The 25536-nt window shown below is 69.5% G+C and carries 27 protein-coding genes; 18 read left to right on the top strand and 9 right to left on the bottom strand.

Features of this window, described 5'->3' with window-relative positions; translation table 11 throughout:
* Positions 1 to 163: 163 nt before the first annotated feature.
* The 4 genes from ACVBD7_RS17365 to ACVBD7_RS17350 all read right to left on the bottom strand — a co-directional run bounded on the left by ACVBD7_RS17365 (position 164) and on the right by ACVBD7_RS17350 (position 3123).
* Positions 164 to 805, bottom strand: a complete 642-nt coding sequence (locus ACVBD7_RS17365; protein WP_458094491.1) for a hypothetical protein — start codon at positions 803 to 805, stop codon at positions 164 to 166.
* Entirely contained in the window at positions 805 to 1548 is a 744-nt protein-coding gene (locus ACVBD7_RS17360) for a class I SAM-dependent methyltransferase (RefSeq protein ID WP_458094490.1), read from the bottom strand. Before ACVBD7_RS17360 ends, ACVBD7_RS17365 begins: the two co-directional genes overlap by 1 nt.
* A 309-nt stretch (positions 1549 to 1857) precedes the next feature.
* Complete coding sequence (locus tag ACVBD7_RS17355; protein ID WP_458094489.1) at positions 1858 to 2619, bottom strand: SDR family oxidoreductase; 762 nt, start codon at positions 2617 to 2619, stop codon at positions 1858 to 1860.
* An 84-nt stretch (positions 2620 to 2703) separates the two neighbouring features.
* Entirely contained in the window at positions 2704 to 3123 is a 420-nt protein-coding gene (locus ACVBD7_RS17350) for a hypothetical protein (RefSeq protein ID WP_458094488.1), read from the bottom strand.
* 262 nt (positions 3124 to 3385) lie between these two features.
* Here ACVBD7_RS17350 and corA point away from each other — a divergent pair, with 262 nt between their 5' ends.
* The 7 genes from corA to ACVBD7_RS17315 all read left to right on the top strand — a co-directional run bounded on the left by corA (position 3386) and on the right by ACVBD7_RS17315 (position 9109).
* Positions 3386 to 4354: a magnesium/cobalt transporter CorA gene (gene corA / locus ACVBD7_RS17345; protein ID WP_458094487.1), complete on the top strand. Its 969-nt coding sequence runs from the start codon at positions 3386 to 3388 to the stop codon at positions 4352 to 4354.
* Between the two features lie 10 nt (positions 4355 to 4364).
* Entirely contained in the window at positions 4365 to 5057 is a 693-nt protein-coding gene (locus ACVBD7_RS17340) for a hypothetical protein (RefSeq protein ID WP_458094486.1), read from the top strand.
* Positions 5058 to 5178: 121 nt separating this feature from the next.
* Complete coding sequence (locus tag ACVBD7_RS17335; protein ID WP_458094485.1) at positions 5179 to 5580, top strand: DUF4112 domain-containing protein; 402 nt, start codon at positions 5179 to 5181, stop codon at positions 5578 to 5580.
* A 115-nt stretch (positions 5581 to 5695) separates the two neighbouring features.
* Positions 5696 to 6931, top strand: coding sequence for an MFS transporter (locus tag ACVBD7_RS17330; protein WP_458094484.1), 1236 nt, complete (start codon positions 5696 to 5698; stop codon positions 6929 to 6931).
* Between the two features lie 67 nt (positions 6932 to 6998).
* Positions 6999 to 7208, top strand: coding sequence for a hypothetical protein (locus ACVBD7_RS17325; RefSeq protein ID WP_458094483.1), 210 nt, complete (start codon positions 6999 to 7001; stop codon positions 7206 to 7208).
* Positions 7209 to 7257: 49 nt separating this feature from the next.
* The gene (locus tag ACVBD7_RS17320; protein WP_458094482.1) at positions 7258 to 7497 is read left to right on the top strand and encodes a hypothetical protein; all 240 of its coding nucleotides are present in this window, start codon (positions 7258 to 7260) and stop codon (positions 7495 to 7497) included.
* 415 nt (positions 7498 to 7912) lie between these two features.
* A complete protein-coding gene (locus ACVBD7_RS17315) occupies positions 7913 to 9109 on the top strand; it encodes an MFS transporter (protein WP_458094481.1) in 1197 nt (398 codons plus the stop codon).
* A 327-nt stretch (positions 9110 to 9436) separates the two neighbouring features.
* Here ACVBD7_RS17315 and ACVBD7_RS17310 read toward each other — a convergent pair whose 3' ends face one another.
* On the bottom strand, positions 9437 to 9781 hold the full coding sequence (locus tag ACVBD7_RS17310; RefSeq protein ID WP_458094480.1) for a hypothetical protein: 345 nt from the start codon (positions 9779 to 9781) through the stop codon (positions 9437 to 9439).
* Between the two features lie 391 nt (positions 9782 to 10172).
* On the opposite strand from ACVBD7_RS17310, the gene ACVBD7_RS17305 reads away from it, so the two are divergent.
* Together ACVBD7_RS17305 and ACVBD7_RS17300 are read left to right on the top strand one after the other, a co-directional pair.
* Positions 10173 to 11255, top strand: a complete 1083-nt coding sequence (locus ACVBD7_RS17305) for a DUF2218 domain-containing protein (RefSeq protein ID WP_458094479.1) — start codon at positions 10173 to 10175, stop codon at positions 11253 to 11255.
* A gap of 45 nt (positions 11256 to 11300) precedes the next feature.
* Positions 11301 to 12449, top strand: a complete 1149-nt coding sequence (locus ACVBD7_RS17300; protein WP_458094478.1) for an ABC transporter substrate-binding protein — start codon at positions 11301 to 11303, stop codon at positions 12447 to 12449.
* 38 nt (positions 12450 to 12487) lie between these two features.
* Here ACVBD7_RS17300 and ACVBD7_RS17295 read toward each other — a convergent pair whose 3' ends face one another.
* Entirely contained in the window at positions 12488 to 14647 is a 2160-nt protein-coding gene (locus tag ACVBD7_RS17295) for a TonB-dependent siderophore receptor (protein ID WP_458094477.1), read from the bottom strand.
* A gap of 271 nt (positions 14648 to 14918) precedes the next feature.
* Here ACVBD7_RS17295 and ACVBD7_RS17290 point away from each other — a divergent pair, with 271 nt between their 5' ends.
* The 5 genes from ACVBD7_RS17290 to ACVBD7_RS17270 all read left to right on the top strand — a co-directional run bounded on the left by ACVBD7_RS17290 (position 14919) and on the right by ACVBD7_RS17270 (position 20004).
* A complete protein-coding gene (locus tag ACVBD7_RS17290; RefSeq protein WP_458094476.1) occupies positions 14919 to 16058 on the top strand; it encodes an ABC transporter ATP-binding protein in 1140 nt (379 codons plus the stop codon).
* The gene (locus tag ACVBD7_RS17285) at positions 16051 to 16965 is read left to right on the top strand and encodes a carbohydrate ABC transporter permease (RefSeq protein ID WP_458094475.1); all 915 of its coding nucleotides are present in this window, start codon (positions 16051 to 16053) and stop codon (positions 16963 to 16965) included. Before ACVBD7_RS17290 ends, ACVBD7_RS17285 begins: the two co-directional genes overlap by 8 nt.
* A complete protein-coding gene (locus ACVBD7_RS17280) occupies positions 16958 to 17791 on the top strand; it encodes a carbohydrate ABC transporter permease (protein WP_458094474.1) in 834 nt (277 codons plus the stop codon). The genes ACVBD7_RS17285 and ACVBD7_RS17280 overlap by 8 nt, the downstream gene beginning before the upstream one ends.
* A gap of 8 nt (positions 17792 to 17799) precedes the next feature.
* Positions 17800 to 19095, top strand: a complete 1296-nt coding sequence (locus ACVBD7_RS17275; protein WP_458094473.1) for an ABC transporter substrate-binding protein — start codon at positions 17800 to 17802, stop codon at positions 19093 to 19095.
* Between the two features lie 69 nt (positions 19096 to 19164).
* Positions 19165 to 20004, top strand: coding sequence for a metallophosphoesterase family protein (locus ACVBD7_RS17270; protein WP_458094472.1), 840 nt, complete (start codon positions 19165 to 19167; stop codon positions 20002 to 20004).
* 56 nt (positions 20005 to 20060) lie between these two features.
* Here ACVBD7_RS17270 and ACVBD7_RS17265 read toward each other — a convergent pair whose 3' ends face one another.
* On the bottom strand, positions 20061 to 20294 hold the full coding sequence (locus tag ACVBD7_RS17265) for a hypothetical protein (RefSeq protein ID WP_458094471.1): 234 nt from the start codon (positions 20292 to 20294) through the stop codon (positions 20061 to 20063).
* Positions 20295 to 20457: 163 nt separating this feature from the next.
* On the opposite strand from ACVBD7_RS17265, the gene ACVBD7_RS17260 reads away from it, so the two are divergent.
* On the top strand, positions 20458 to 20724 hold the full coding sequence (locus ACVBD7_RS17260; protein WP_458094470.1) for a hypothetical protein: 267 nt from the start codon (positions 20458 to 20460) through the stop codon (positions 20722 to 20724).
* Positions 20725 to 20851: 127 nt separating this feature from the next.
* Positions 20852 to 21022, top strand: a complete 171-nt coding sequence (locus ACVBD7_RS17255; RefSeq protein WP_458094469.1) for a hypothetical protein — start codon at positions 20852 to 20854, stop codon at positions 21020 to 21022.
* A gap of 54 nt (positions 21023 to 21076) precedes the next feature.
* Here ACVBD7_RS17255 and ACVBD7_RS17250 read toward each other — a convergent pair whose 3' ends face one another.
* Positions 21077 to 22465, bottom strand: a complete 1389-nt coding sequence (locus ACVBD7_RS17250) for an ATP-binding protein (RefSeq protein WP_458094468.1) — start codon at positions 22463 to 22465, stop codon at positions 21077 to 21079.
* Entirely contained in the window at positions 22462 to 23181 is a 720-nt protein-coding gene (locus tag ACVBD7_RS17245) for a response regulator (protein WP_458094467.1), read from the bottom strand. The genes ACVBD7_RS17250 and ACVBD7_RS17245 overlap by 4 nt, the downstream gene beginning before the upstream one ends.
* Positions 23182 to 23335: 154 nt before the next feature.
* Between ACVBD7_RS17245 and ACVBD7_RS17240 the strand changes: the two genes are divergently transcribed.
* Positions 23336 to 24124, top strand: a complete 789-nt coding sequence (locus ACVBD7_RS17240) for an MlaA family lipoprotein (RefSeq protein WP_458094466.1) — start codon at positions 23336 to 23338, stop codon at positions 24122 to 24124.
* 113 nt (positions 24125 to 24237) lie between these two features.
* Positions 24238 to 25494, top strand: a complete 1257-nt coding sequence (locus tag ACVBD7_RS17235; RefSeq protein ID WP_458094465.1) for a fumarylacetoacetate hydrolase family protein — start codon at positions 24238 to 24240, stop codon at positions 25492 to 25494.
* The last annotated feature ends 42 nt before the right edge of the window (positions 25495 to 25536 follow it).

The raw sequence follows: 25536 nt of genomic DNA, 5'->3' as shown, positions 1-25536 counted from the left end.
GACCCATCCTCGTCTTTTCCTGAAGGGCTGCCGCGAGATGCCGGGCAGGGGTCTCGCAGATGAGCGGTAAGGTCCGGCGGGAGGTGGCGCCGCTTTCTGGCTGTCGCGTCCACGCCGGTCACCAAGGGGCCGCGGCGCCCGGGCTGCCCCGGGCGCGTCGGGCTCAGGCCTTGCGCTCCTCGGCCTCCCACTCGTCCCCATGGTGATGGCGGCCATGGGTGGGATCGATCAGCTGGCCCTGCAGCAGATAGCCGGGCGCGCGGTGGTACAGCTTGATGTCGTGGAACGGGTCGGTGATGATCTTCGTCGCCCAAACCAGCGCCGTGCGCACGTCGCGGATGAAGCAGAGCTGCACCACGCGGAACAGCAGCCCGGTCGCGCCGAGGAAGAGCCACAGATAGCCCATGTTCCGCACGAAACCGCCTGCCGTCTCGTGCGGCTCCACTGTGCCGAGCAGCGACGGATCGAGTACCAGCAGCAGCGGCGACAACGCCCAGAGCGACATCAGGACGATCTTGCGGAACAGGTTGTAGCCGACCTTGATCTCCTCCTTGTGCTCATGCGTCGCGTGGTTCACGGCATCGTAGCCCTTCGGCTCAAAGAACAGGTGGCCGATCTGGCGGCTGGTCATCGCCACGAGCCAGCCGATCAGCGCGGCCACCGCGGGATCCTTGAACAGCAGCATGTAGGCGCAGACGAAGCTGACGGCGCTGAGCAGGTGAAGGCTCTGGTTGATCCGGCTGTGGTGGTAGTAGCGGTGATCGTCCCAGCGCTGCTCCCGCAGGTGCTCGACAAAACCGTTCATCACGACTCCTTCTCGGTTGACGAGACCAGTTGGTGAACCATCGGCCGTCCGGCCCTGGACGCGGGCGTGGCGGATGCATCGGCGAGCGCGCGAGCGCTGTCCGGTGCGGCCTTGGTGAGACGCACCAGCGAGAAATGACCGAACGGCGGAAGCGGCCGCCGTTCGATCAGGCGCGCGCCGGGTGCGCCCGCGACCCAGTCGGCGTAGCGGCGCCACGGGAACTCGGTCCGCCAACCCAGCCGGCTGGTCACCGGCATCAGCAGGCGTTCGATCTTGCCGCGCAGCCCGCCCTCGGCGCCGACGCGGGTGGTGATGACGATCTCGCCGCCCGGACGCACCACGCGCAGGAACTCGTCCAGCGCCCGCTCCGGATTCGGCACGGCGGTGACGACGTACTGGGCGACGATCACGTCGAAGCTCGAATCATCGAAAGCGAGGCGCTCGGCATCCATCACGGCAAGGCCGCCGACATGCCCCAGCCGCTGTTGCGACACGCGGCGGCGCGCCTTCCAGAGCATGGGTGCGGAGATGTCCATGCCGAAGATGGTGTTCTCCCGCCGGTAGCCGGCGAGGGATAGCCCCGTGCCGACACCCACCTCCAGAATCCGCCCGCCGACGCGCTCGGCAGCCTCGGTCGCCACGCGGCGGCCCTCGCGGAAGACCGGCCCGAAGACGAGGTCGTAGACCGGGGCCCAGCGGTCATATGCAAGGGCGACGCTGTCGGCCCCAGGCTGTTCCGTCAACTCGTCCACCCTCAGCAGCCAATGGCGCGTGCTGGCATCCGGTGCTGCCCCTGCATCAAGCGCCGCCTGCGTCGGGAACCGTCGTGAAACGGCGCCCGGTCACGCCGGAGGGCAGCATCATGCGGGGGCCGCTTCGGCCAACCGTCTCCAAACGGGTGGACGAAGTGTCACGGAACGAGATGGGTTACCAGAGACGGAATTCGGGCAGAACCATTGCGGCTCCATGACGGCTTGAAGGGACGCCGCGCTCGCCTTCCGGGTTGGCGCGCGCGGCGTCAAGACGGGCCGGAAAACGCCTTCCCTTGCCCCCTACAGCTTCCGCCCGAGCGCCGCGACATAGGCCCGGTTGTGGGTGGGCGTCAGCCAGACCTCGTTCATCGTCACCCCCGGCGGCAGCGTCGCGACGTAGAGGATCAGCTCCGCGCAGTGCTCCGGCTGCAGCATGCGGTTCAGCTCGTCCTGGCTCAGCGGGTTGGGTCGCTTCTTCAGGATCTCGGTGTTCACCTCGCCCGGGCAGAAGGCGGTGCTGCGAATGTTGTGGACGCACTCCTCCATGTTCAGGCTGTGGCTCATGGCGACGACGCCGTGCTTGGCGGCCTGGTATCCGGGGCCGCTCATCACGCCGAGATTGCGACCGGCCATAGAGGCCGTATGAATCATCACGCCGCCGCCCTGCGCGCGCATGACCGGCAGCACGGCCCGCGCGACGTAAAAGGCCGAGGAGAGATTGCCTTGGACGAGCTGGTCGATCCCCTTCGTCGTGAGGTTGGACCAGCTCCGCTCCGTCACGTTCAGCCCGGCATTGCTGACCAGCACGTCGAGTCTCCCGAACGCGCTGCCGATCCAGTCGGCGACGCCTTGCACCTCGTCTGCCGCCGTCAGATCCGCGGGCTGTACCTCGGCCGTGCCGCCCTTGCCCCGAATGCGCTCCGCGACACTCTCCAGCCGCTCCCGGCGGCGGCCGGTGAGCACCACCGTCGCCCCCTCCGCGCCGAAGCGCTCGGCCACCGCTTCGCCGATGCCGCTACCCGCGCCCGTGACCCAGGCGATCCTGCCGTCGAGCCTGCCCATGGAGTCCTCCCCTGCTTGTCCGTCCAGGCTAGGGCAGCGGAGGGTCCGGTGTCAGCTGAGCGGCTGACGGCGAGGGCGGGTCCGTCAGCGCGATGCGGCCATCCCCTCCGCACCGACCAGCTCCAGAGGCATGTCGGTGTCCTCGACCAGGGCGATGTCGTTGGCCGGCTCGGCAATCTCGGTGGCGACGAACTCCACCGCCGTCACGACCTGCGCCATGTTGACAGTTGCCAGCGTCGCCCCCGGGACCGGCGCGCCGAGATAGTGCTTCGGCTGCCAGGCGAGATCGATGCCGTCGGGCGCCCCGGCATGGTCGAGCAGCACGTCGAGCAGGATGGTGCCGTCGGACGAAAGATTTGCCGCCGTGATGGAGGTGATGCGCAGCACGTCGCCGGTGGTGAGCAGGAGCCCGAATCTTCCACGCGCCCCCACCATTCGCGCGGCAACCCAGGCGGGCAGGGAACGGGCAGCCTCGTCGGCGTCGATAACGCGAGTCCAGGCCATGGGATCAATCCTCTTGCTCCGCGCATCAAGCCACGAAAGCCCCCATGCCGTCAGCAACCGTTGCCGCGGGTGCAGGCGCAATCGCGTGTTCGTCCCCGGCCTTGTGGCCTGCAGCCACATCCGGCCGGACGACTCCGGGCGCGCCGGCTTCGGCCCGCCTGGCTGGGCGGAGCGTGAAAGCGGTGTAATGCGTTGAACAGGATGGCACTCCGCCCGCCATCCGCGCGTTGGCCCCGATGTTCGGAAGGGAACGAGGGCAGGGATGACGGTTGTCGCGGCGCAGCTTTACCGGGAGGGGGAGCGAGTCAGCGCCCTCGACATCGACCAGCCAAATCCCTGCTCCGGCCATGCCTCGGAATTCGCCTGGATCGGGCTGATCGACCCGACGCCGGAGGAGCTGAAGCGTCTGCAGGAGACCTACGGCCTCCACCCGCTCGCCGTCGAGGATGCGTTGAAGGCGAACCAGCTGCCGAAGGTGGACGTCTATGGCGAGCAGCTTTTCGTCCTGGCCCGCACGGCCCAGTTCGAGGCGGGCCAGATCACCTATGGCGAGACGGCCATCTTCGTCGGGCGCAATCACATCATCACCGTTCGCCACGGCTCGGGGCGCGGCCATGCCGACCTTCGGGCCCAGCTGGAGGCAGCCCCCAGGCTGCTCGCCCATGGCGTGGACTACGTTCTCCACGGCGTGCTGGACTTCATCGTCGATGGCTATCTTCCGATCGTGGAAACCATCGAGGAGGACGTGCTGGAGATCGAACAGCGCGCCATCGACGCCTTCCTGGACCGCGAGCAGGTCACGCACTTGTTCCACCTGCGCCGGCAGCTGACGCGTTTCCAGCGGGTGCTCGGGCCGATGAGCGAAGTCTGCTCGAAGCTGGTCCGCCTGGACTTGCCCTGCGTCGACGCCGAAGCCCGCCCCTATTTCAGCGACGTGCTGGACCATGTCCGGCGCGTCCAGACCATGGTGGACGCCCTGCGGGAGGTGCTGACCTCGGTCTTTGAGGTGAGCTCGCTGCTCGAGCAGAAGCGGCAGGGCGTCATCACGCGGCAGCTTGCCGCCTGGGCCGCCATCCTGGCGGTGCCCACGGCAATTGCCGGCATCTACGGGATGAACTTCGAGAATATGCCGGAATTGAAGACGCAGTACGGCTACTTCATCGTCCTCGGCGTTATTGCCGCGCTCTGCATCACGCTCTTCCTGCGTTTCAAGCGCGCCCGCTGGCTGTAGGATCCCTGCCATGAACAGCATTCCCCGAAGCGAGACGGCAGGGCGCGAGCTCCGGCATGGCGGCTTCCTTGCCGGGGATGCCGTCACGGCGCCGACACCGCAGGGCCGGAATGCCGCCATCCTCGTGGCGCCCTCTCCGCCGATGACATCGGCGAGGAAGCCTGCCTTGCGCCCGACCAGGGACATTCTTGCAGTGGGGGCGCTGGGCCTGTTGCTGGCAGGCTGCGTGCCGCCGCCCGCCTATTACTACGACAATGCACCGGCCTACGCGCCCTATGGCCGCGCGCCCGCTCCGCAGTCCTACACGCTGCCTCCGCCGGTTCCGCCCGGCGGCTACGCGATACAGCCCTCCTACGAGGCCGCACCGGGCTATCGCTCCTACGGTCCCCCTCCAGGCTATCCCCCCGAGGACGGCCGGCTGGGCAGGGGGCAGGACTACGGTGCCCAGGAGGACCCGCGCCAACAGCCGTGGCCGCCGGGTGGGCCCGGGGGCTGGAACGCCGGCTACGGGCGCGAGGACGCCCCGGCTTACCGGCAGGATGAGGGCGCGGCTTATCCTCGGCCGCTTCGCAACCGCCTCGACGACCCGGAGCCGGACGGCACGCCCTATGGCCGACCTTACGGCAGTGGTGACGAGCCGCGGGAGGAGCCGGGCCGGGCCGGAGGCGGGCCGTCCGGCCTCGGTCAGCCGGTCTGGCGGTGAACCACGGATGCGGCAGTGACATGGGCGCGGGCAGCCCAGGCCGGCGCGCCCGCCATACCCACCTCTCCAGGCTGGCCCCATCTTCCGGAGGCCCGGGAGTCGGCCCGTGCGGAGGAGCGGCATGCGTGATCTGATCCCGGCAACCGTCCCGGGCGACGATCGCATGGCGGGCCACGCCGGGCATCTTCGCCTTCAGCGGATTGCGCGGCTGCTCGACAGCAAGTGGCACATTCCGGGCACCCGAATCCGGTTCGGGGCGGATGCCGTCCTCAGCCTGATCCCGGGCGTCGGGCCCATAGTCCCGACTGCGGTGTCGGCCTATCTCATCTGGGAGGCGCGCCGGCTCGGCGTGCCTGCCGGGACCCTGTTGCGCATGGCCGCCAATGTCGGCCTCGATGCGGTAATCAGCGCGGTGCCCGTCGCGGGCTCGATCGGGGACGTCTTCTTCCGCGCCAACCTCCGCAACATGGAGCTGCTGCGGCGTCACATGGAACAGCAGGAACGCTCGCCAGGCGGACGCTAGCCGGTCGCCGCACGGCAATGGCCGCATGCCTCCCGGAATGGCGTGAGCCCGATGGACCAGTGGCAGGGCAGCGCCGGGGCTACACACACCGCCCCTCCATGCATAACCTCGCCATGTGCTGCCGAATCAAGTTCCCGCCCTGGCGTCCCCCCCGCGGCTGGTGGTCGTCTCGGCCATCGGCATCGCCCAGATCCTGGCCTGGGGTTCCTCCTACTATCTCCTCGCGGTCCTCGCCGGGCCGGTCGCGGCGGATACCGGCTGGTCGCTCACCTGGATCATGGGCGCCCTCTCGGTGGGGATGCTGGTCTCGGGGCTCGCCTCCCCACGCATCGGGCACCTGATCCACGGGCGGGGCGGCCGCCCGGTCCTGGCGGCGAGCGCGGTCCTGCTCGCGGCGGGGCTGCTGATGCTGGGTCTCGCGCCGAACCTGTCCGTCTTCGTCCTGGCCTGGGTCGTGATCGGGCTGGGCATGGCGACGGGGCTCTACGATCCCGCCTTTTCGTCCCTCGGCCGCCTCTATGGCGATGAGGCCCGCAGCGCGATCACCCATGTCACCCTGTTCGGCGGCTTCGCCAGCACGGTCTGCTGGCCTCTGAGCGCCCTTCTCGTCGAGCAGCTGGGCTGGCGCGGCACCTGCCTTACCTATGCGGCCATCCATCTCGCGGTCGTGCTGCCCCTCTACCTCCTCGGCGTCCCGCGGGAGGCGCGGCGCGCGCCCGATGCGGCGAAGGGCGATGGCATGGCGGCCGGGCAGGTAAGGCCGGAGCAGCGGCTGGCCTTCGTTCTGCTGGCCGGGGGCTTCACCTTGGCGGCCGTGGTGATGACCGTCGTCTCGGTGCACCTGCTGACCCTGCTGCAAGCGCGTGGGGTCGGGCTGGCTGCTGCGGTCGCGCTCGGGGCCCTGATCGGCCCCAGCCAGGTCGGCGCGCGAATCCTGGAGATGCTGGTCGGCCGCAGGGCGCATCCGGTCTGGAGCCTGGTGGCCTCGGCCGTGCTGGTCGCGATCGGGCTGGGGCTGCTGGCCGGCGGCGTCACGGCGGCGGGCGCTGGAATCGTCCTTTACGGTGCAGGCAGCGGCATCCGCTCCATCGCGCGCGGTACCGTGCCGCTGGCCCTGTTCGGCCGTGAGGGTTACGCCGTGCTGATGGGCCGCATCGCCATGCCGACGCTGGTGGCGCAGGCCGCCTCGCCCTCCTTCGGGGCCTGGCTGCTGGACGGCTTCGGGCCCAGCACGACACTTGCCGTGCTGTTCGGCGGGGCCGTGCTGAACATCCTTCTGGTTCTGCCGCTGGTGCCGATCGCGCTCCGGCGCGGCGGACAGGAAAAGGTTTCGGTGCCACCGCCGCGCTAACCTTTCGGAAACCACCCCGACCCTAACCATCCCCTGTCGAGCGACCCCAAAACAGGTGGATGTCTCCATGCGCAAGAATGCGGCATTGGCCGATGTGCAGATCGTCGTCGAGCGCCGCGGGCGCGGCACTGCCGCGTGGTGCTGGCGCTTGGTCGAGGACGTGCCGGGCGCCGACCTGCGGCCGCTCGGTGCCGGGCCGCGCGCCTATCCCAGCGCGCAATGCGCCTATGATGCCGCAAGATTGTCACTGAGAGATCTGCGGCATGTCGGCCGCTGACGCGCCGGGCGGTAACCACTGCTGAACCGGGACCGATTATGCGTGCCCCATGCTCATGCCGCTGCAAGCCGATCTCTCCCTCGCCGATGCGCAGATCGTGGTCGAGCGGCGAGGGCCCCCGTCACGAAGCTGGTGGTGGAAGCTCGTGAGGGATGAGCGGCCCCTGATCGAGGGGCGGCACGCCTACCGCGGCGCGGAAGAGGCCTATGAGGCCGCGCGCGCCGAACTCCGGCGCGACACCGGTGCCCCGATCGCAATGGGCCGGCCGGCCGTGCTGTTCAGGGACTGAGGTCCCGTCAGGTTCCGTGAACCCTTGGCAATTGCCGCGGGACGTTTCGCGTTCCGGTGTCCCGCCTCTTTCGGGGCGGGCCGGCATGCGAGGATTCCCGTCGCCATGCCGGCCCTGGCTGCCGCCGCGCCTGCGGAGGTCGCGGGAGAGCCTGTGCGCATCCTGCCCATGGTGCCGTTAAGGCCGGGTTGCCGCGGTGGCACGCAGAGCGAATGGCCCGGCATGGAAGGCATGGGGAGCTGGTTCCTATTGCCTCGTGAAGGCGAGGACGCTTCGGGCGAGGGGGTGAGTGGCGGGTCTTCAATTTTCTACGCGGCCCGGCCGCGGGGCCTGGACCCAGCCGATCGTTGCGCGCCTACTGCCCGGGCGGCGCTGGCTGAGTCTGCGGCACACGCAGGAAGGGAGGAGCCGGGTGGTGAAGAACCAGAGCGTTTGGGCTGTGGTCATCGCCGCGGCGGTCGCGGCATCCATGGCCATGGGGATACGCCAGACCTTCGGGCTATTCCTTCTTCCCCTCGGGGCCGAGACGGGGATCTCGCTCGTCACCCTTGGCCTTGCCGTCGCTCTTCACAACCTGACCTGGGGGCTCGCCCAGCCCATCACCGGTGCGCTTGGCGATCGCTACGGCGCCGGGCGTGTCGCTGCCGTGGGCGGGCTTCTCTACGCCGCCGGCCTCGGCCTCGTGGCGGTTTATCCCTCCCCGGTCACGGTTCTTCTGGGCATCGGGATCATGACGGGGCTGGGCGTTGGCTGTGCCGGAACGGGCAGTGTCATCGCCGCGGTGGGGCGCGCCGCGCCGCCCGAGCGGCGGGGCAGCCTACTGGGGATCGCCGCGGCCGGCGGCTCCGTTGGGCAGGCCCTGCTGGTGCCCTATGCGCAGATCGGCATGGGCTGGTTCGGCGCGGTCGCGACGCTGGGGGCGATGGCGCTGATGGCGCTGCTCATCCTGCCGGCCGCGCGCGTGATGGAGTGGTCGCCCCGCAACGCCCTGGCGCCGCGCCGCCCGCTGTCGGACCTGCCGGCGCTGGCCCGGAGCGCGCTGCGGGAACGCGACTTCGCGCTGCTCACCCTCGGCTTCTTCGCTTGCGGCTTCCAGCTCGCCTTCCTCACCACCCACTTGCCGGCGCATCTGGCCCTGTGCGGCATGCCACCCTGGCTCGGTGCCACCTCGCTGATGCTGGTGGGGCTGTTCAACATCCCGGGCTCCTGGCTCTGCGGCAGGCTGGGCGGTGTTATCCGGCCGGAGGTGGCGCTGGGCGGGGTGTACCTAGTCCGGAGCGTGGCCATCGCGCTCTTCGCGGCGCTGCCCGTGACGGAATGGGGCACGCTGCTTTTCGCTGCGGTCCTCGGCTCCATCTGGCTCGGCTCGGTGCCGCTGACGGCGGCCGCGATCGCTCGGCGCTTCGGCGTGGCCGATCTGGGGGCGCTCTACGGGGTCTGCTTCTTCAGCCACCAGATCGGCGGCTTCCTGGGCGCGGGCGCGGGCGCGGTCCTGGTGGATGCCACGGGAAGCTACGCCGCTTTCTGGCCGGTGATGGTGCTGGTCGGGCTGGGCGCGGTCGCGGCGAACTGGGCCACGCGCGGGCCGATCCGCGCGACCGCGGCAGCCTAGGCCTCCGCTCCGGGATCGCTCGCCCGCGCTTCGGCAGGGTTGATCCGAGGACCAGGGCCAGCCGGCTCCGCATCGCGGCAGGGGCCTTGCCGCCCGTCAGTCGCGCATTGCGATTCGCGTCCGGGGTGCCGATGGTCTATAGGCTGTTCCAAGCCGTCGCGTGCTCCTCCAAGCACCGGCGGTTAGGGCCGGCTTGAGGCGCCCGCCCGCGCCTCGCCGGCCCGCCTTCCCCAAATACTACGCACAAGCTGGTTCAAGCCGCTGCTCTCGGATCGGGAGCGCCGCGCGGGAAGCGAGCCCCGGCTGCGGGCAGCCGAGGCCATTCGATCAGCGGGCCGAGATGCCGCGCTGCGTCGCCACGATCTCGTTGGTGCTGCAGATGTCGATCCGCCGGAGCTCGGCCGTATCGCCGTTGTCCCACACCACCCTGAAATCCTGCGGCCCGCTCTGCGCGGTACGGAAATCCTGGGTGCGGCCCGGCGACAGCACGTTCTCACCGAGGCGGTCACGGCCCCAGTTCGGGTTGCTGCTGGACCCGAAATAGAACTCGTTCACCTGCACGCCGGAGCTGTTGCGCAGCGTGAAGCGGGTGTCGCACTGGGCGGAGGCCGAGGCCGCCGAGGCGAGGAGTGCGGCGAAGGCGAGGGCAGGGGCAAGGCGACGGAACAGCATGGGAAGGATCCTTGAAGGAGGCTGAGGGCCGACGCATCGCGCTTTGGTCCGAACAGGATCGACGCGCATCCGGGCCGGAACCGCCGCGGTGGCGGGCAGCCGCATCCTGCACGGGGGTTCGTCACGGGATCGTTAAGGTCGGCGCTATCGGTGGCTGAACGAGCACCGGTGTGGCCGCCCGAACAGATTCCCGATTGCGAGGCAGTTGCATCTGTGGCAAGGCCAGCTCTGGCTTGTTGCGAGACATTCGCATGGCGTTCCCATCGCTCCGTTACCCGTCGATCGTGTCCGCGCCCGGCAGGCCCTCGGTGCCTCCGGCCTTCCTGTGTTCCCTCGTCCCGGCCGAGGCGCCGTCGGTGCGCCGCGGACGGCACCTGGAAGGCCAAATCACATGACTGCCCTCATCGCTGAAGCCCGCGCCCGGGCCACGATCCCCCTGGTGCTGATCTCTCGCTTCCGGGAGTGCATGGCCGAGAACGGGCTCAACGTGACCGGCCCGGTCGCTGACTCGCGGATCATGTTTCCCGGCGTGATCGCGAGCCTGCGGGCCGAGCCGGGCTCCGTCGCGCTGCGCATCGAGGCCTCGGATCCCGACCGGCTCGCTGATGCCAAGAACGTCGTCTCCGGCCAGCTGGACGCCTTCGCGCCGGAGGAAGCCCTGGGCATCCGCTGGTCCGGGGATGGCGCCGTCTCCGGCCCGGACGCGCGGCCGCACAACTTCCGCGCCCTGCAGGTCGTCCGCACCCTCGACGTGACGCCCCGCCTGCGCCGCATCACCCTGCGGGGGGAGCGGCTCGAGCGCTTCGCGCCGGCCGACCAGATGCATGTGAAGGTTCTCATCCCCGCGGCCGGCACCCGGCCGGGGCAGGAGCCGGCCTGGCCGCGCGTGAGCCCGAGCGGCCAGCCGATCTTCGACGATGCCGCCCTGCACCGCCGCAGCTACACGATCCGCCGCCTGGACCCTGCCGCGGGCACGCTCGATATCGACTTCGTCCTGCACGGCGACGGCAGCCCCGGTTCCCGCTTCGCCACCCATGCCGCCGCCGGCGACTGGCTCGGCATCATGGGACCCGGCGGCGGTGCCGTTCCGATGGAGGGCTGGGTCCTCCTGGCCGGGGACGAGACGGCGCGGCCCGCGATCGCACGCGGCCTGGAGGAGATGCCGGCGGATGCGCGCGGCCTCGTGCTGCTCGAGGTGGAGGATGCCGCGGAGGAGGAAGACCTCCGCTGCCCGCCCGGCGTCGTCGTGAGATGGCTGCACCGGAACGGCGCGCGGCACGGTGCCCGGCTGGAGGCGGCGGTCCGCGCGGCCGAGTGGCCCTCGGATGAACCGGTCTCGGCCTGGGCGGCCTGCGAGGCGCAATCCGCGCGGGCGATCCGCGAGCACTGGTCCCGAGAGCGCGGCCTGCCGAATGGCCGCTGCCGCGCCGTGGGCTACTGGCGGCGGGAGGGCGGGGATGGCGAGGCCCACTGAACGGCCTCTCCTCTCGATCACCATTACCCGGAGCCAGCCCGGCCCATGACCCGTCCGGGCCTCTCGCGTCGTGCTGCCCTGGCGTCGCTCTCGGCTATGGTGCCGGCGGCAACGCTTCGTCCGAAGGGCGTTTCCGCGCAGCCGGCGTCAGGCTGGCCGCGGCAGGTGACGGACATCCTGGGGCGCCGGATCACCCTTGCCGCACCGCCGCGCGCGGTGGTCCTGGGTGAGGGGGCGCATCTGCCCAACCTCGCGCTGATCCACCCCGATCCGGTCTCGATCCTGGTGGGGATGGGCGGGGAGTGGAAGCAGGTCGACCCGGTCGCGGAGGAGGCCTACCGGCGCCGTTTTCCCTCGCTGAACGCCGTTCCGGCACTGACATCGGCGGTCGGCCAGAGCCTTTCGGCGGAGAGGCTGCTGGCACTGAAGCCAGACCTCGTGCTCCTCGGGACATGGCAGGCGAACTCCCCGGAGATGCGCCGCGCGGTCGAGCTGCTCGATGCATCGAGGGTACCGGTCGTTTATATCGATTTCTTTCAGCAGCCCGGGCGCAACACGCTGCCAACGATGCGTCTGCTCGGCGCGGTGCTGGGCTGCGAAGAGAAGGCCGAGGCCTATGCCCGCTTCTACGAGGAACGGCGCGAGCGGATCGTCCGGCACGTGGTGGAGACGGGCCGCCCCGGCCCGCGCGTGCTGTTCACGGCTTATGCCGGGCGCTGGCCTTGTTGCTGGTCACCGGGCGTGGAGGGAAGCGGCGGGGAATTCCTGGATCTGCTCGGCGCACGGAACGTCGCGGAGCGGGCGCTGCCCAATGCGCAGGGCGGTGTCCTCGCGGTGGAGCAGGTGATCCTCTCCGGCGCCGAGGTCTTCGTCGGTACCGGCATCCATCTGCCGGGCGACGCTGCGGGAATCCAGCTCGGGGCGGGCGCCCCGGCCGAGGCCGCGCGATCGAGCCTTGCCGCCGTGCTCCGCGCGCCGGAGCTGGCCGCACTACCCGCGGTGCGAACGGGGCGAGCGTACGGCCTGTGGCACGCCTTCAACAGCGCGGCTATCAACATCGTGGCGCTGGAGGCAATGGCGCGCTGGATCCGGCCGGAGCTGTTCGGCGGGTTGGACCCGGCGGCCACGCTGGCCGAGATCAATGCGCGCTTCTCAGCGGTGCCCTATGAGGGCACTTACTGGACGGGGCTCTAAGAGGCGAGGCGCCGCCTTCGCGGACGGCGCCCTGGGCCTTACCAGCGGTAGGAGATGCTGCCGATCACGTTCAGCCGGTTGCCGTAGAAGCAGCCGGTGTCGCCGGCGCAGCGGCTGACGTAGCGCGTATCGGCCAGGTTGCTGGCGTTCACCGCGAGCGTAAGGCCCTTCAGCGTCGTCGCCAGCTTCGACAGGTCGTAGCGCATCGTCGCGTCGAACAGCGTGGTGGAGGGCACGACGTTGCCGGCCGCATTCGCTGTCGTTGTATTGCCCAGGTAGCGAACGCCGGCACCCAGTGTGAGGCCGGACAGCGCGCCAGCCGCCTGCACGAAGGTGTACTCTCCGTAGAGCCCGGCATTGTGGCGCGCGACGCCATTGGGGCGATTGCCGATCTCGGCCGCATTGGTGCTCTTCGTGACCTCCGGGTCGAGCAGCGTGTAGGAGCCGGTCAGGCTGACGCCGCCGCCCAGTTCCGCCACGGCTTCCAGCTCCAACCCGCGCACGCGGATTTCGCCGACAGAGACCTGCTGAAACGCGTTCAGCGGGTCGGGCGTCAACGTGTTCTGTTGGGTCAGGTTGAAAAGGCTGGCCTGCACGAAGCTGCGCATCCCCGGCGGCTGGTACTTCAGCCCCACCTCATACTGCTCGCCCTCGAGCGGGTCCCAGGAGAAGCCGCGGCTGTCGGTGCCGATCTGCGGCTGGAAGGAGCGCGCATAGGAGGCATAGGGTGCGAAGCCGTTGTCGAAGAGGTAGAGCGCGCCGGCGCGCCAAGTGAAGGCGCTGTCGTTCTGGTAGCGACGGGTGTTGCCGGCGTCCCGGTCGTTCACATCCGAATACGCCCAGTCCTGCCGGATGCCGCCGAGCAGGACCAGCCGGTCGAGGCGGATCTGGTCCTGCAGGTAGAGGCCGTACTGACTGTTGACCTGGCGCACGCTGTCATAGGGCGTCGTGAGCGCCGGGACGGGGCTGCCATAGACCGGCGCGAAAAGGTCCAGCCCCGCCGCATTCGCGAAGTACTGGGCGTTGCGGTAGTTAATCTGGCTGTAGTCGAAGCCTGCCAACACGGTGTGCGAGAGCGGGCCGGTGGTGAAGTCGGCGCGCAGCTGATTGTCCACCTGGAAGGTGCCGACATTGATGTCGGCGCGGTAGGCGAAGCGGTTCAGAGTGCGCCGATCGTCCTGCAACCCGCCGCCATAGACCTGGCGCCAGTTGATGTCCGTCTGGCTGTAGCGAAGGTTCTGTTGGAAGGAGAAAACGCTATTGAAGCGGTGGTTGAACTCGTAGCCTAGGCCGTACTGCGTGCGATTGAACCGGTCGTAATCCGTCTCGCCGGTAAACAGGTCGCGGCTGACGCGGCCGAAGGGCGTGCGCCGGACGGTGGCGTCATAGGGAAGGAACTGGTTCCCCGAGGTCCGGTCCGCCTGATAGTAGCCGAGCACGGTCAGCGAAGTGTTCGGATCCGGCCGCCAGGTGAGCGCGGGGGCAATGAAGGCGCGGTCGTCATGCACCTCGGACACCGCCGTCTGGCTGGCGCGGCCGAGCGCGGTGAGATTGTAAGACCACACCCCGTCCGCGGTCAGCGGCCCGCTCGACGTGCCCTGCACCTGCGTGCGGCCGTAGCTGCCCGCCGTCAGCCGCACCTCGCCCTGTGGCGAATCTGTCGGGCGGCGCTGCACCATGTTGACGAGGCCGCCCGGCGCGATCTGGCCATAGAGCACCGAGGTCGGGCCGCGCAGCACCTCGTAACGCTCGAGGCCATAGGTCTCGAACACGCTGCCGGCGTAGCCGGTGTTGTAGCGCAAGCCGTTGAGGAAAAGCCCATTGTCCTGCGCGTTAAAGCCGCGAATCTGGAACCAGTCCGTGCGGCTGTCCGTGCCGTAATTCTCTCCGCGCACGCCGGCGGTGTAGCGCAGCGCCTCGCCTAGCGTCTGGGCCTGGCGGGCGTCGATCTGGTCCCGCGGCACTACGGAGATGGATTGCGGGTTCTCGATCAGCGGCGTGTCGGTCTTGGTGCCGGTGATCTGCTGCTGGGCGACGAAGCCGCGCACCGGGTCCAGCGCGCGCTCGGCCGCGCCCGTCACGTCCACGGAGGGCACGCTCACTGCCCCTTGTTCCTGAGCCAGGGCCACGGGGGAGAGCGCGGTCGCGCTCAGCAGCCAGGCAGCGAGCTGGGCGGCTCGGGGATTGAGGGAATGCATGCTCTCTCCGGGTGCGATCGCGTCTGCCGACAATTCAGGGCAGTCGCTCACTTCTATACAATTGATAATCACTTGCAAGATAGCGATGAAACCTTTGCGGCACCGGGGGCAGTCCGTGGCGCCATTGCCTCAGTTGGGCCAGTCCTGAAATGGAAGCCTCCGCGCCCGGACACCCCGCGCCCGTCTGGCCTGCCATGCTGCATTCACGCGGTTGCAACGCGATCGTCATCGGCAGCCCCTAAGGCCCCGCCCCGTGATCAGGGGCTTGAGAGTGGACGGAATAGCGATCGAGGGGCTGGCCAAGCGGTTCGGCGGCACGGATGTGCTCCGCGGGATATCGCTGCAGGTTGCGGCCGGTGAGTTCGTGGCGCTGGTCGGCCCCTCGGGGTGCGGCAAGTCCACACTGCTCCGCTGCATCGCCGGGATCGAGTCGGCCGATTCCGGGCAGATCCGGATCGGCGCCCGCGAGGTGACCGGGCTACGCCCGTCGCAGCGTGACGTGGCCATGGTGTTCCAGTCCTACGCGCTCTACCCGCATCTGACGGTGGAGGAGAACATCGCCGTTCCGCTGGCCATGCGGCGGCTGAGCGCGGCCCAGCGCCTGCCCTTCCTGGGCGCGGTGATTCCGGGCACGCGGGCGGTGCGGGACGGCATCGCGCGCGATGTCCGGCAGGCCGCGGAATCCATCGGCCTGGGCGCGCTGATGTCGCGCCGGCCCGGTCAGCTTTCGGGCGGGCAGCGGCAGCGCGTGGCCCTGGCCCGGGCCATCGTACGCCGCCCCGCCGCCTTCCTGATGGACGAGCCGCTGTCCAACCTCGATGCCAGCCTGCGCGTGCAGACGCGGCGGGAGATCGTGGCCATCCACAAGGCGGCCGGGGTCGCCACCGTCTATGTCACGCATGACCAGTCCGAGGCGCTGACCATGGCGGATCGGGTGGCGGTGATGCAGGCCGGCGAGATCCTGCAGGTCGCCTCTCCGTCCGAGATCTATGCGAACCCGCAGGACCTGCGCGTGGCGGCCTTCATCGGCTCGCCCCGTATCAACACCTTGCCCGCCGAGGCCGATGCGGACGGCGTGCTGCGCGTGGCCGGCCAGGCGGTGGGCCTGCGTGTGTCGGGCGCCGGCGCCATGACCCTGGCGCTGCGTCCCGAGGACCTGCAGCCGGCCGGTGCCGGCCTTTCGGCCAGGATCGAGGCGGTGGAGTTCCTGGGCGAGAGCCTTCTCGTGCATCTGCGACACGCGCCGACCGGCACGCCGCTGGCCCTGCGCCTGGCGCCGGAGGAGCGCGACAGCCTGCCGCCCGGCGGCGAGGTGACGCTGGGCTTCCCTCTCTCCCGCGCGCTCGTCTTCGATGCCGCCGGCCGCCGCGTGGCGGTGCGTGCCCTCTCGCCGGAAGCGGCCCTTGTCTAGCGCCACCCTCTCGGTCACCTCGGCGCCCCGCCTCTCCACCGGGGAGGCGCTGGCAGGATGGATGCTGACCGCCCCTGCCGCCATCGCCTTCATGGCGATGCTGCTGCTGCCGACCCTGGCAAGCATCGCCCTGGCCTTCACGGATTACGAGCTGGGCGCGGCCGGGCTGAACTGGATCGGTCTCGACAACTTTGCGGAGCTGCTGCGTGACCGCGGCTTCGGCATCGCGCTGCGCAATACCATCCTCTACGTCGCGCTCGTCGCGCCGCTCTCCGTGTTGGGCGGGCTGGGGCTGGCGCTGCTGATCGAGGCGGGAACGCGCGGCAAGGCGCTATTCCGTGCGGTGTTCTTCCTGCCCGTTATCTCCCTGCCCGTGGCGATGGCGGCGGCATGGCAGTACCTGCTGCACCCGACGATCGGGCCGCTCAACGCCGCACTCCGTGTGGTGGGCATTGAGGGTCCGGCCTGGCTCTCCTCCTCCGACACGGTGCTGATCTCGCTCGCGGCCATCGGCGTGTGGGAGAACATGGGGTTCAACCTCGTCCTCTTCCTCGCTGGGCTGACAGCAATCCCCCGCGAGCTCTATGCCGCAGCTGAGGTGGATGGAGCGGTAAGGGGCTGGGACCGGTTTCGCCTCGTCACCTGGCCGCTACTGGGGCCGACCACGCTCTTCGTCGTCACCATTACCATGACGCGGGCCGTGCGCGTCTTCGACAGCGTGGCGGTGCTCACCCAGGGTGGGCCGAACAAGGCGTCCGAGGTGCTGCTCTACGCGATGTACGAGGAGGGCTTCACCTATTTCCGCCTGGGCTACTCGGCGGCGATCACCCTCGTCTTCCTCGCCATCGTGCTCGCCCTCGTCTGGCTGCAGACGAAGGTGCTGGAGAAGCGGGTGCACTATGCGTGAGCGCTCGCTGATCGCGGACCTGCCGCGGCTCGCTCTGCTGACCCTGCTCGGGCTGCTCGTGCTGATGCCCTATACCTGGATGATCTCCGCCAGCCTGAAGCCGCTGGACGAGATCTTCCGCGCCTCCCTCGCCCTCATCCCCGAGCGCTTCCACGCGATCGAGAACTACGGGAAGGTCTTCGCCCGCGTGCCGGTGTGGCGCTACCTGTGGAACGGCGTCGTCGTCTGTGGTGGAATCCTGGTGTTCCAGCTGATCTTCGCGGTGCCAGCGGGCTATGCGCTGGCGAAGCTGCGGTACCCCGGCAGCGGAATCGCCTTCGGCGCGGTGATGCTCGGGTTGCTGGTGCCCTATCACGTGCCGGCGCTGCCTCTCTATGTCGGCTTCAGCCAGCTCGGCCTGCTCAACAGCTACACCGCGCTGATCGCGCCCGCGACGATCTCGGTCTTCGCCATTTTCCTCTTCCGCCAGTTCTTCAAATCACTGCCGGATGACCTGATCCATGCCGCGCGGATGGATGGGCTGGGCGAGGCGGAGATCGTGTGGCGCATCGTGCTGCCGAACGCCTGGTCGGCCGCGACCGCCTTCGCGATCTTCTCCGTCGTCGCGCATTGGAACGACCTGTTCTGGCCGCTGATCGTGGTCAGCGGCCCGGGCTACGCCACACCCGCCCTCGGCGTCCTCTACTTTCGCTCGGACGAGGCGGGGGACGATTTCGGCGCGCTCATGGCGGCTGCGGTGCTGATGACCGCGCCCCTCGTCATCGCCTTCCTGCTGGCCCAGCGCCGCTTCATCGAAGGCATCGCCACCACCGGCCTCAAGGGTTGAGGCCCATCATGGAGACCACCATGCTCACCACGACCACCCGCCGCGTCGCGCTGACGGCACCTGCCGCCATGCTCTTCGCGCCGCGCGTCCTGCGCGCCCAGGCGGGGACCGAGATCACCGTCCACTACGCGCAGCCCTTCATCTACAAGGAGGCCTATGACGCGATCCTCGCCGCCTTTGCGCGCCGCGAGCCGAACATCAAGGTCAACATCGTCACCACCCCGAACTACGAGGAGGGCGCGCAGCTCATCCTTCGCCAGTCGGCGACGAACCAGCTGCCCGATCTGTCCTACCAGGGCTTCAACCGCCTGCGCGTTTTCGCCGAGCGTGGCATCGCCCAGGACCTGACGCCGCTGCTCAAGGCCGAGGCGGCCGACCCCGCCACCATCGGCTACACGCCGAACCTGCTGCAGCTCGCCCATTTCGGCGGCTTCCAGTCCGGCCTGGCCTTCGCCGCCTCCAACCCCGTCACCTACTACAACGCGGATCTCGTGCGCCGCGCGGGCAGCGACCCCGACAACTTCCCCACGGACTGGAACGGCGTGCTGGAGCTGGCCGGGAAGATCGACCGCCTCGGTGACGGCAATGAGGGCATGTGGTTCACCTGGAACGGCGACGACTGGATGTTTTCCTCGCTGCTGTTCGGCCATGGCGGCCGGATGCTGACGGAGGATGAGCGCGATGTCGGCTTCGCGGGTCCTGAGGGGCTGGGCGCCATCCGCCTGATCGACCGCATGGTGAAGGAGGGCGGCATGCCCAACCTCTCCGCCACCGCGGCGCGCCAGGCCTTCACCGCGGGCAAGCTGGGCATGATCTTCCAGACCACGGCGCTGGTGCGCGGCATGAAGGAGGGCGCGGGCAACAACTTCGTCATGCGCACCACCGGCATGCCGGTGATCGACGCCGGGAAGGGCCGCCTGCCGACCGGCGGCGCGGCGGGCATGCTGACGGCGAAGGACCCGGCGAAGCGCGACGCCGCCTGGAAGTTCCTACGCTTCTCCACCGGGCCCGAGGGCCAGGCGCTGATGGTCCGGAACACGGGCTACCTACCCTGCAACCAGATTGCCATCGACGACCCCGGCTATCTCGGCAGCTTCTACCGCGAGAATCCGCTGTTCCTGGCCTCGGTGAAGCAGATCCCGCTGTCGATCCCCTGGTACGCCTTCCCCGGCACCAACAGCGTGCGCGTGACGCAGACCATGGTGGACAACCTGGCCCGCATCGTCGAGCAGCGCGCGACGCCGGAGCAGGTGCAGGCCGACATGGCCGCCGAGGTGCGCCGCCTTCTGCCGCGCCGTGGCTGATCACCTTGCGGGCGCCGGCCTTCCTGCCGGCGCCCGCTTCCCGCCCCCTACTGCTTCAAGGACGGCCCGATGAGCTTCCGCCTGACCCAGATCAGCGACACCCATCTCTCGGCCCGGGTTCCCGGCTTCGCTGCCAATTTCGACCTGCTGGCAGGACATCTGCGGGAGTCCCGGCCAGATCTGGTGGTGAACACGGGCGACCTCTCGCTGAATGGCGCGGACGATGCAGCGGACCTCCTGCTGGCCCGCAGCGCGCATGACGCGCTCGGCCTGGACTGGCTGGCGGTACCTGGCAACCACGATGTGGGCGACGACCCATTGCCTGGCTGCCGCCAGCCCGCCGATGCGGCGCGGCTGGCCCGCTGGCACGCTCATCTCGGGGCCGACCGCTTCGTCAGGGACGTGCCGGGCTGGCGACTGATCGGGCTGGACAGCCAGATCACCGACACTGACCTGCCGGAGGCCGAGGCGCAACTGGAGGCCCTGGCCGCAGCGCTCGACGGCGCGGGCGGCCGCTCGATCGCCCTTCTCATGCACAAGCCGCTCTGCGAGGAGCGGATGGACGAGACGGACAGCACCTACTGGTGCATCCAGCCCGCACCTCGCCGGCGCATGCTGGAGCTGCTCTCGCGCCATCACCCGGCCTTCGTCGCCTCCGGCCATGTTCACCAGTGGCGCGATCGCGGCGTCAGCGAGGGACTGCGCCAGATCTGGGCGCCTTCCGCGGCCTTTATCGTGGGGGATGCCTATCAGCGCACGGTAGGCGAGAAGGTGGTCGGCTTCGTCGAGCACATCCTGCATCCCGATGGCGGCTTTGAGAGCCGGATGGTGCCGCTCCCCGGCCTCCTCCTGCACGATATCGGGGAAATGCCGGAGGTGTACGGCCCGCAGAAGCGCCTCGCCGCCTAGGCTGGGCGGCTTGGCGCACCGAACGAAGGGCCGGGCCGCCGCGTGCCGCCCGGCACCTACCGGTCAAGCTCCTCGCTCACCTGGCGGCATGCGCGGGCGAGACCGCCCAGGGATCGCCGCAAGGCGCCGCCTGGAAACTCGATCTCGTAGCGGTCGTGCGGCTGGAGGCGAATCGTCGCTGAGCGGAAGACATAGGTTGGCCCGCCATGGGCGCCGATGCGCTCAACTAGGCGAGCCCCGGCCATGTCGGGCCGCGCGGCAAGTTGTGAGGCGGTACTCTGCGAGAGCATGCGCTGTGATCCAGCCGGGTGCACTCTCCGTCCTGGAGTCGGACAGCCTGTTTGGTGCGGCGCTGGTGAATCAACCGTTAATGGCCCGCAGTTTTGGACGGGTGGGCCCACGTCCATGCCCGGTTCGCCACCCTAGCCGTTTTATTAAGGATTGCCCGGCGATATGCGGAGCATGGATCCCGGCTCCCGCCCTGCGAGGCAACTCCGCAAGGTACACGACCAGGGGCCGCATGGCGGCCCGACCTACGGCTATCGAGGCGCGGTCATCAACGCCAGCCGAAGGGGAACGGTGTTCACCTTCCGCATGAAGGGCTTCCCCAATGGCGGCTGGACCGGTGCCCGGGACCTGGGCTTCATCGTGCGGCTGGTCGATGTCTGGCTCGATGCGGCCGGCCGTGGCGCGGCCAGACGAACCGGGAAGTCCGCCTGACCGGGCCGGAGCGCGGCCGCCCTGGCTGGGGAAGGGCGGCCGGCCTGATTGCGCTTCCGACGGCATGGCCGGCTGAACCCACGCCGCCGATCCGCGTTGAACGCGAAATCCACTGTGGAGGTCCTCGATGTCGAAGGCAGGCATTTTCGCGCGTCCGGTCGATGCGGACGGCAAGCATCACCCCCACTCCACCCGGACGGAGGGGCAGGACAGCCCCCGCTGGTCCGATGCCGTGCACAAGGTCGCCGATACCGTTCGCGGCTGGCTGCCCGGTGCGGCGGCCTCGAAGGAGAAGTAGGCGGCCTTCGGCCCCGCTCGTCAGCCAGCTTTCTGTGGGAGCGTGGCGGGCGGCTCAGGGCTGCCGGACCTGCCGCCCCTGGGGCTCGTAGGGGAGGGCTACCGCGACCTCCAGGCCACCATCAGGGCAGTTCCGCAGCGTGACGTCGCCACCGTGCTCACGGATGATGGAGCGCGCGGTGGTCAGCCCGAGCCCCACCCCGCCCGTCGCCCTGTTGCGGGAGGGGTCGAGCCGCTGGAACGGCAGGAAGACCTGCTCCAGCTTCGCCTCGGCGATCCCGGCCCCATGGTCCCGGATGGACACATCGGCCCCCGCCGGGCCCATCTCCAGGGTAACCAGCGGCGGCGTGGCGTACTTCACCGCGTTGTCGACGAGGTTGACGAAGGCGCGCCGCAGGGCGAGGGGGCGGCCGAAATGCACGGCGTGGTCCGGCCCGGCATACTGCACAGCAAGGCCCTGGTCGCCGAAATCGTCCACGATCGACTTCAGCAGCTCTGGTAGGTCGAAGCCCGTCGCGGGCTCGTGGCTGGCGTCGTCCCGGAAGAAGGCCAGGGCGGAATCGACCATGCCCTGCATCTCGTCCACGTCGCGGAACAGCTTGGCCTGCATCAGCGGGTCCTCGATGAGTTCCGCGCGCAGGCGCATGCGGGTGAGCGGCGTCCGGAGATCGTGCGAGATGGCCGCCAGCATCATCGTACGGTCCTGCACGAAGCGCGCGATGCGGGCCTGCATGGCGTTGAAGGCCCTGATCGTCTCTCGCAGCTCCGCCGGCCCCTGGAGCTTGATCGGCGGCGCCTGCGGATCCGTTCCGAACCGCCGGACGCCCTCCGCAAGGCGCTCCACCGGCCGGGCGAGGCTCCTGGCGGTGATGGTGGCGAGGACCAGGATCGACACCGCGGCGAAAAGGCCCTTCAGCGTCCGGCGCGTGGCCGGGGACATGCCCCAGCGCCTCTCGGGCACGGTGAAGACGAGCCAGCTCCGGTCGCGCAGCTCCACCGCCATGAAGTAGGTGGAGCTGTCGCGATCCGGGCTGAAGCCCAGCCGCGCCGTCGAGATTTCCGGGCTGTCCGCGTCGAAGAAGAGGGCCGTGCGCCTTTCGTCCCGCAGCAGTGCCCTGAGCTGATCCAGCGCCTCGGTGTTGTTGCTCTCCAGCCGGGCGGACGGCTCGATCGGCGCGCCGTCCGCATACCAATCGACGCGGTAGTTCGGCGTCTCCGCGGCCGCGACGATGGCGCGCCGGACCTCCGGCGGCTGGGCTTCGGTCACGCGGATGATGGCTGCCGCCTCGTTGATCAGCCCGGTCTCCGTGATCGGCGGATTTCCCCAGACGCCCGAGACGGAGACGAACACGGCATTCATCGCGGCGGTCGCGGCGAAGGCGAGGATGATCGTCAGCACGAAGCGGCGGGCGATCGTGTCACCCATCCAGCGCCGCGTGTTCATGAGCGGGTCACGTTCGCCGCCAGCATGTACCCGCCGTTCCGCACGGTCCGGATGATCTCGGGGTTCTTGCGGTCCGCCTCGAGCTTGCGGCGGAGGCGGCTCACCTGCACGTCGATGCTGCGATCGAAGGCCGTGTAGGAGGTGCCGCGGGCCAGGTCCATCAGCATGTCGCGCGTCAGCACGCGCTGCGGGTGCTCCGCGAAGGCCAGGAGAAGGTCGAACTCCGCGCCGGAGAGAAAGACGAGCGTGTTCTCGGCCGAGCGCAGCTCCCGGCGGGTCACGTCGAGCCGCCAGTTGCCGAAGTTCAGCATCGGCCGCGTCTCCTGCGGCCGCGGCTCGGGGCCCGTCTCCGCGCGGCGCAGCACGGCCTTGATCCGCGCCAGCAGCTCGCGCGCGTTGAACGGCTTGGTGATGTAGTCGTCCGCCCCGATCTCGAGCCCGACCACGCGGTCCGTGTGGTCGCCCATGGCAGTCAGCATGATCACCGGCAGCGAGGAGGTCGCGCGCAGCCGCCGGCACAGGTCGAAGCCATTCTCCTCCTGCAGCATGACGTCGAGCACCACGACATTGACCGGCGCCGCCTCCAGCGCCGCGAACATCTCGCGCCCTCCGCGTGCGACCGTCACGGTACAGGCGTGGTTACGCAGGAACTGCGTCAGCAGGGAAAGGATATCCTCGTCGTCATCGACGATCAGCACGTGCGGCATCGGTGTCATCCCCTGTTCTAACCCGGGAGAGGGCAGTCCGTATGACAGGTCTTGCCGCCAAATGTTTCCACCTGGATACATCGTGCCAGGACCGATGCAACCGGCACATCATCGGGCAAAACCGGGCTCCTAGGGTCGCTCCCGCCGAACAGGAGCCACCGACATGCCCGCCTCCGCATCCTCCCGCCGCACCGCCTGCCGCACATCCTGCCTGGGCACCGCCCTCATTCTCCTCAGCGCTTGCAGCTCGACCGGCGCCTCCACCAATGCCGACGACCCGGCGGAGCCGGTGAACCGTGGCGTCTTCGCGGCCAACCAGTTCCTCGACCGCAACCTCGTCGCCCCCGTTGCCCGCGCCTATCGTGACAGCCTTCCGCAGGTGGTGCGCAGCTCCGTCGGCAACTTCGCCGGTAATCTGCGCGAGCCGATGACGCTGGCCAACGACCTGCTGCAGGGCAACACGACGCGCGCCTGGAACACCACCCAGCGCTTCGTGGTCAACTCAACCGTCGGGGTGGCGGGCCTGATGGACGTGGCCAGCGATCTGGACCTGCCGCGGCACAGTGCCGATTTCGGCCAGACCCTGGGCGTCTGGGGGGTGGGGCCAGGGCCGGCGGTGCAGCTCCCGCTGCTCGGCCCCTCGAATGCGCGGGACACCATCGGCACGGTCGTCGGCTTCGTCGCCAACCCGCTCTCCTTCATCCCGGGCGGCGCGATCGCCGTGATCGGCCAGGTCGGCACGGGCGCCCGCCTGATCGACGGGCGGGCGGAGCTGCTCGACACCACGGATCAGCTGGAGCGCACCTCACTCGACTACTACGCCACGCTGCGCAGCGCCAACGCGCAGCGCCGGGCCGCCCTGGTGGAGGAAGGCATCCGCGGCGGGACTGGAGCCTCGGTGACGGTCATCCCCGGCGGCGCGGAGACACCCGCCCGGCCTGCTACGCCGTGACGGGCAAGGGGGATGCCGTGCCAATGGCGGGCTGCGGCCGCCCGCCGGCGTTGGACGCCGCCATGCCCCCTGCAGCCGCAAGCGGCTGTCGGGCATCCGGTCAGAGGGCCATCATGCGTGTCTTCTCCAGGGGCGCCGCGCTCTGCCTCGCCCTCTGCCTTCTTGCCTGCGACGATCCGGAACGGGGCAATGCCGCCAGCACGGAGGCGAGCCCGCTCGTTCCGGCCGTCGCAGCGCCGGGGGTGGCCCATACCTTTGCCCAGACGCACACCACCGACGGAAGGGTCGCCACGCTTCTCGTCGCCTCCCTGGCCGGGGAAACGGTGGAGGCGATGGACCTGACGGCCATCGGCGCGCCGCTGGATGCGGATGTCTTCGAGGTGCTGTCGGCGCTGGGCGAGCTTCGCCTGCAGGAGGCGCTCGCCGGGCCGTCCCTGCGCCGGAGCTACCGGGTCGCCGATCTGCTGCCAGCCGCCGGCACTGCGGAGCGGCACCTGGCATCCGGCACGAACTTCCCGGAACATGCACGCGAGGCGGCCATCGGTGAGGTGTTCAACTTCCCCAAATTCGGCCCTGCCTCGCCGGCACGGACGACGGTGGAGCTGCGGCCGGGCGCCCTTCTCGACTATGAGGTCGAGATCTGCACCCGCTTCGACCGCGACATCCGTTCCGTGGCGGATTTCGACGCGGCCCGGAAGGGTTTCTTCCTATGCGGGGACTTCAGCGAGCGCGCGACGCTGATGCGGATGATCGACCCCGACGATGTCGCATCGGGCCAGGGCTTCAGCGACGCCAAGAGCGGAGCGGATTATTTCCCGACGGGTCCGTTCCTCGTCGTCCCCCACGATTGGCAGGCCTTCGTGGGGTCGGAGCGGATCACCACGCGGGTCAATGGCCGGATCCGCCAAGACGCGCGCGGGGGCGAGATGATCCTCGATTTCCGGGCACTGGTGGAGAAGGCGCTGACCCATGGAGGAAGCGGCCAGTACGTCTATCGCGGGGCACCTGTGCCGCTGCTCGAGAACGAGACCATCCCGCGGGGCGCGACCGTGATGTCCGGGACCTCGGAGGGCGTGATCTTCATGCCGCCCGGGATCACCGACCTCATCGCCGGTGGGATGAACCACCTCTTCACCGGGCCGCTGTTGCGGGGAGAGCGGCTGGCCCGGACGGTCGTCAAGACCTACATCCGCCGGGAGCAGAGGTCAGGCCGCTACCTCCGGGCGGGCGATGTGGTCGAGCACGCGTCATCCTCGATGGGCGATGTGAGGATCCGCGTCCTGCCGCCCGCGCCCGCCCTCGCGCGCATCGGCCGCCGGGACATCGTCCGGCTGTGCTGCGCGCCGGGTGCGGAGGACAGCGCGCATTGAGAGGCTGCCCTCGCCTGATCTGCGAGGGCAGCCCTTAAGGGC

The organism is Roseomonas sp. WA12, assembly GCF_054165765.1.
The sequence above is the reverse complement of the archived record's forward strand: the minus strand, read 5'-3'. Positions and strand labels throughout refer to the sequence as shown.

Excerpts from the sequence above, each read along its gene's own strand:
- ACVBD7_RS17365 (WP_458094491.1), bottom strand. The coding sequence starts at position 805 with ATGAACGGTTTTGTCGAGCACCTGCGGGAGCAGCGCTGGGACGATCAC.
- ACVBD7_RS17355 (WP_458094489.1), bottom strand. The coding sequence starts at position 2,619 with ATGGGCAGGCTCGACGGCAGGATCGCCTGGGTCACGGGCGCGGGTAGC.
- ACVBD7_RS17350 (WP_458094488.1), bottom strand. The coding sequence starts at position 3,123 with ATGGCCTGGACTCGCGTTATCGACGCCGACGAGGCTGCCCGTTCCCTG.
- corA (WP_458094487.1), top strand. The coding sequence starts at position 3,386 with ATGACGGTTGTCGCGGCGCAGCTTTACCGGGAGGGGGAGCGAGTCAGC.
- ACVBD7_RS17340 (WP_458094486.1), top strand. The coding sequence starts at position 4,365 with ATGAACAGCATTCCCCGAAGCGAGACGGCAGGGCGCGAGCTCCGGCAT.
- ACVBD7_RS17335 (WP_458094485.1), top strand. The coding sequence starts at position 5,179 with ATGCGTGATCTGATCCCGGCAACCGTCCCGGGCGACGATCGCATGGCG.
- ACVBD7_RS17325 (WP_458094483.1), top strand. The coding sequence starts at position 6,999 with ATGCGCAAGAATGCGGCATTGGCCGATGTGCAGATCGTCGTCGAGCGC.
- ACVBD7_RS17320 (WP_458094482.1), top strand. The coding sequence starts at position 7,258 with ATGCTCATGCCGCTGCAAGCCGATCTCTCCCTCGCCGATGCGCAGATC.
- ACVBD7_RS17310 (WP_458094480.1), bottom strand. The coding sequence starts at position 9,781 with ATGCTGTTCCGTCGCCTTGCCCCTGCCCTCGCCTTCGCCGCACTCCTC.
- ACVBD7_RS17305 (WP_458094479.1), top strand. The coding sequence starts at position 10,173 with ATGACTGCCCTCATCGCTGAAGCCCGCGCCCGGGCCACGATCCCCCTG.
- ACVBD7_RS17300 (WP_458094478.1), top strand. The coding sequence starts at position 11,301 with ATGACCCGTCCGGGCCTCTCGCGTCGTGCTGCCCTGGCGTCGCTCTCG.
- ACVBD7_RS17295 (WP_458094477.1), bottom strand. The coding sequence starts at position 14,647 with ATGCATTCCCTCAATCCCCGAGCCGCCCAGCTCGCTGCCTGGCTGCTG.
- ACVBD7_RS17280 (WP_458094474.1), top strand. The coding sequence starts at position 16,958 with ATGCGTGAGCGCTCGCTGATCGCGGACCTGCCGCGGCTCGCTCTGCTG.
- ACVBD7_RS17275 (WP_458094473.1), top strand. The coding sequence starts at position 17,800 with ATGGAGACCACCATGCTCACCACGACCACCCGCCGCGTCGCGCTGACG.
- ACVBD7_RS17270 (WP_458094472.1), top strand. The coding sequence starts at position 19,165 with ATGAGCTTCCGCCTGACCCAGATCAGCGACACCCATCTCTCGGCCCGG.
- ACVBD7_RS17265 (WP_458094471.1), bottom strand. The coding sequence starts at position 20,294 with ATGCTCTCGCAGAGTACCGCCTCACAACTTGCCGCGCGGCCCGACATG.
- ACVBD7_RS17260 (WP_458094470.1), top strand. The coding sequence starts at position 20,458 with ATGCGGAGCATGGATCCCGGCTCCCGCCCTGCGAGGCAACTCCGCAAG.
- ACVBD7_RS17255 (WP_458094469.1), top strand. The coding sequence starts at position 20,852 with ATGTCGAAGGCAGGCATTTTCGCGCGTCCGGTCGATGCGGACGGCAAG.
- ACVBD7_RS17250 (WP_458094468.1), bottom strand. The coding sequence starts at position 22,465 with ATGAACACGCGGCGCTGGATGGGTGACACGATCGCCCGCCGCTTCGTG.
- ACVBD7_RS17245 (WP_458094467.1), bottom strand. The coding sequence starts at position 23,181 with ATGACACCGATGCCGCACGTGCTGATCGTCGATGACGACGAGGATATC.
- ACVBD7_RS17240 (WP_458094466.1), top strand. The coding sequence starts at position 23,336 with ATGCCCGCCTCCGCATCCTCCCGCCGCACCGCCTGCCGCACATCCTGC.
- ACVBD7_RS17235 (WP_458094465.1), top strand. The coding sequence starts at position 24,238 with ATGCGTGTCTTCTCCAGGGGCGCCGCGCTCTGCCTCGCCCTCTGCCTT.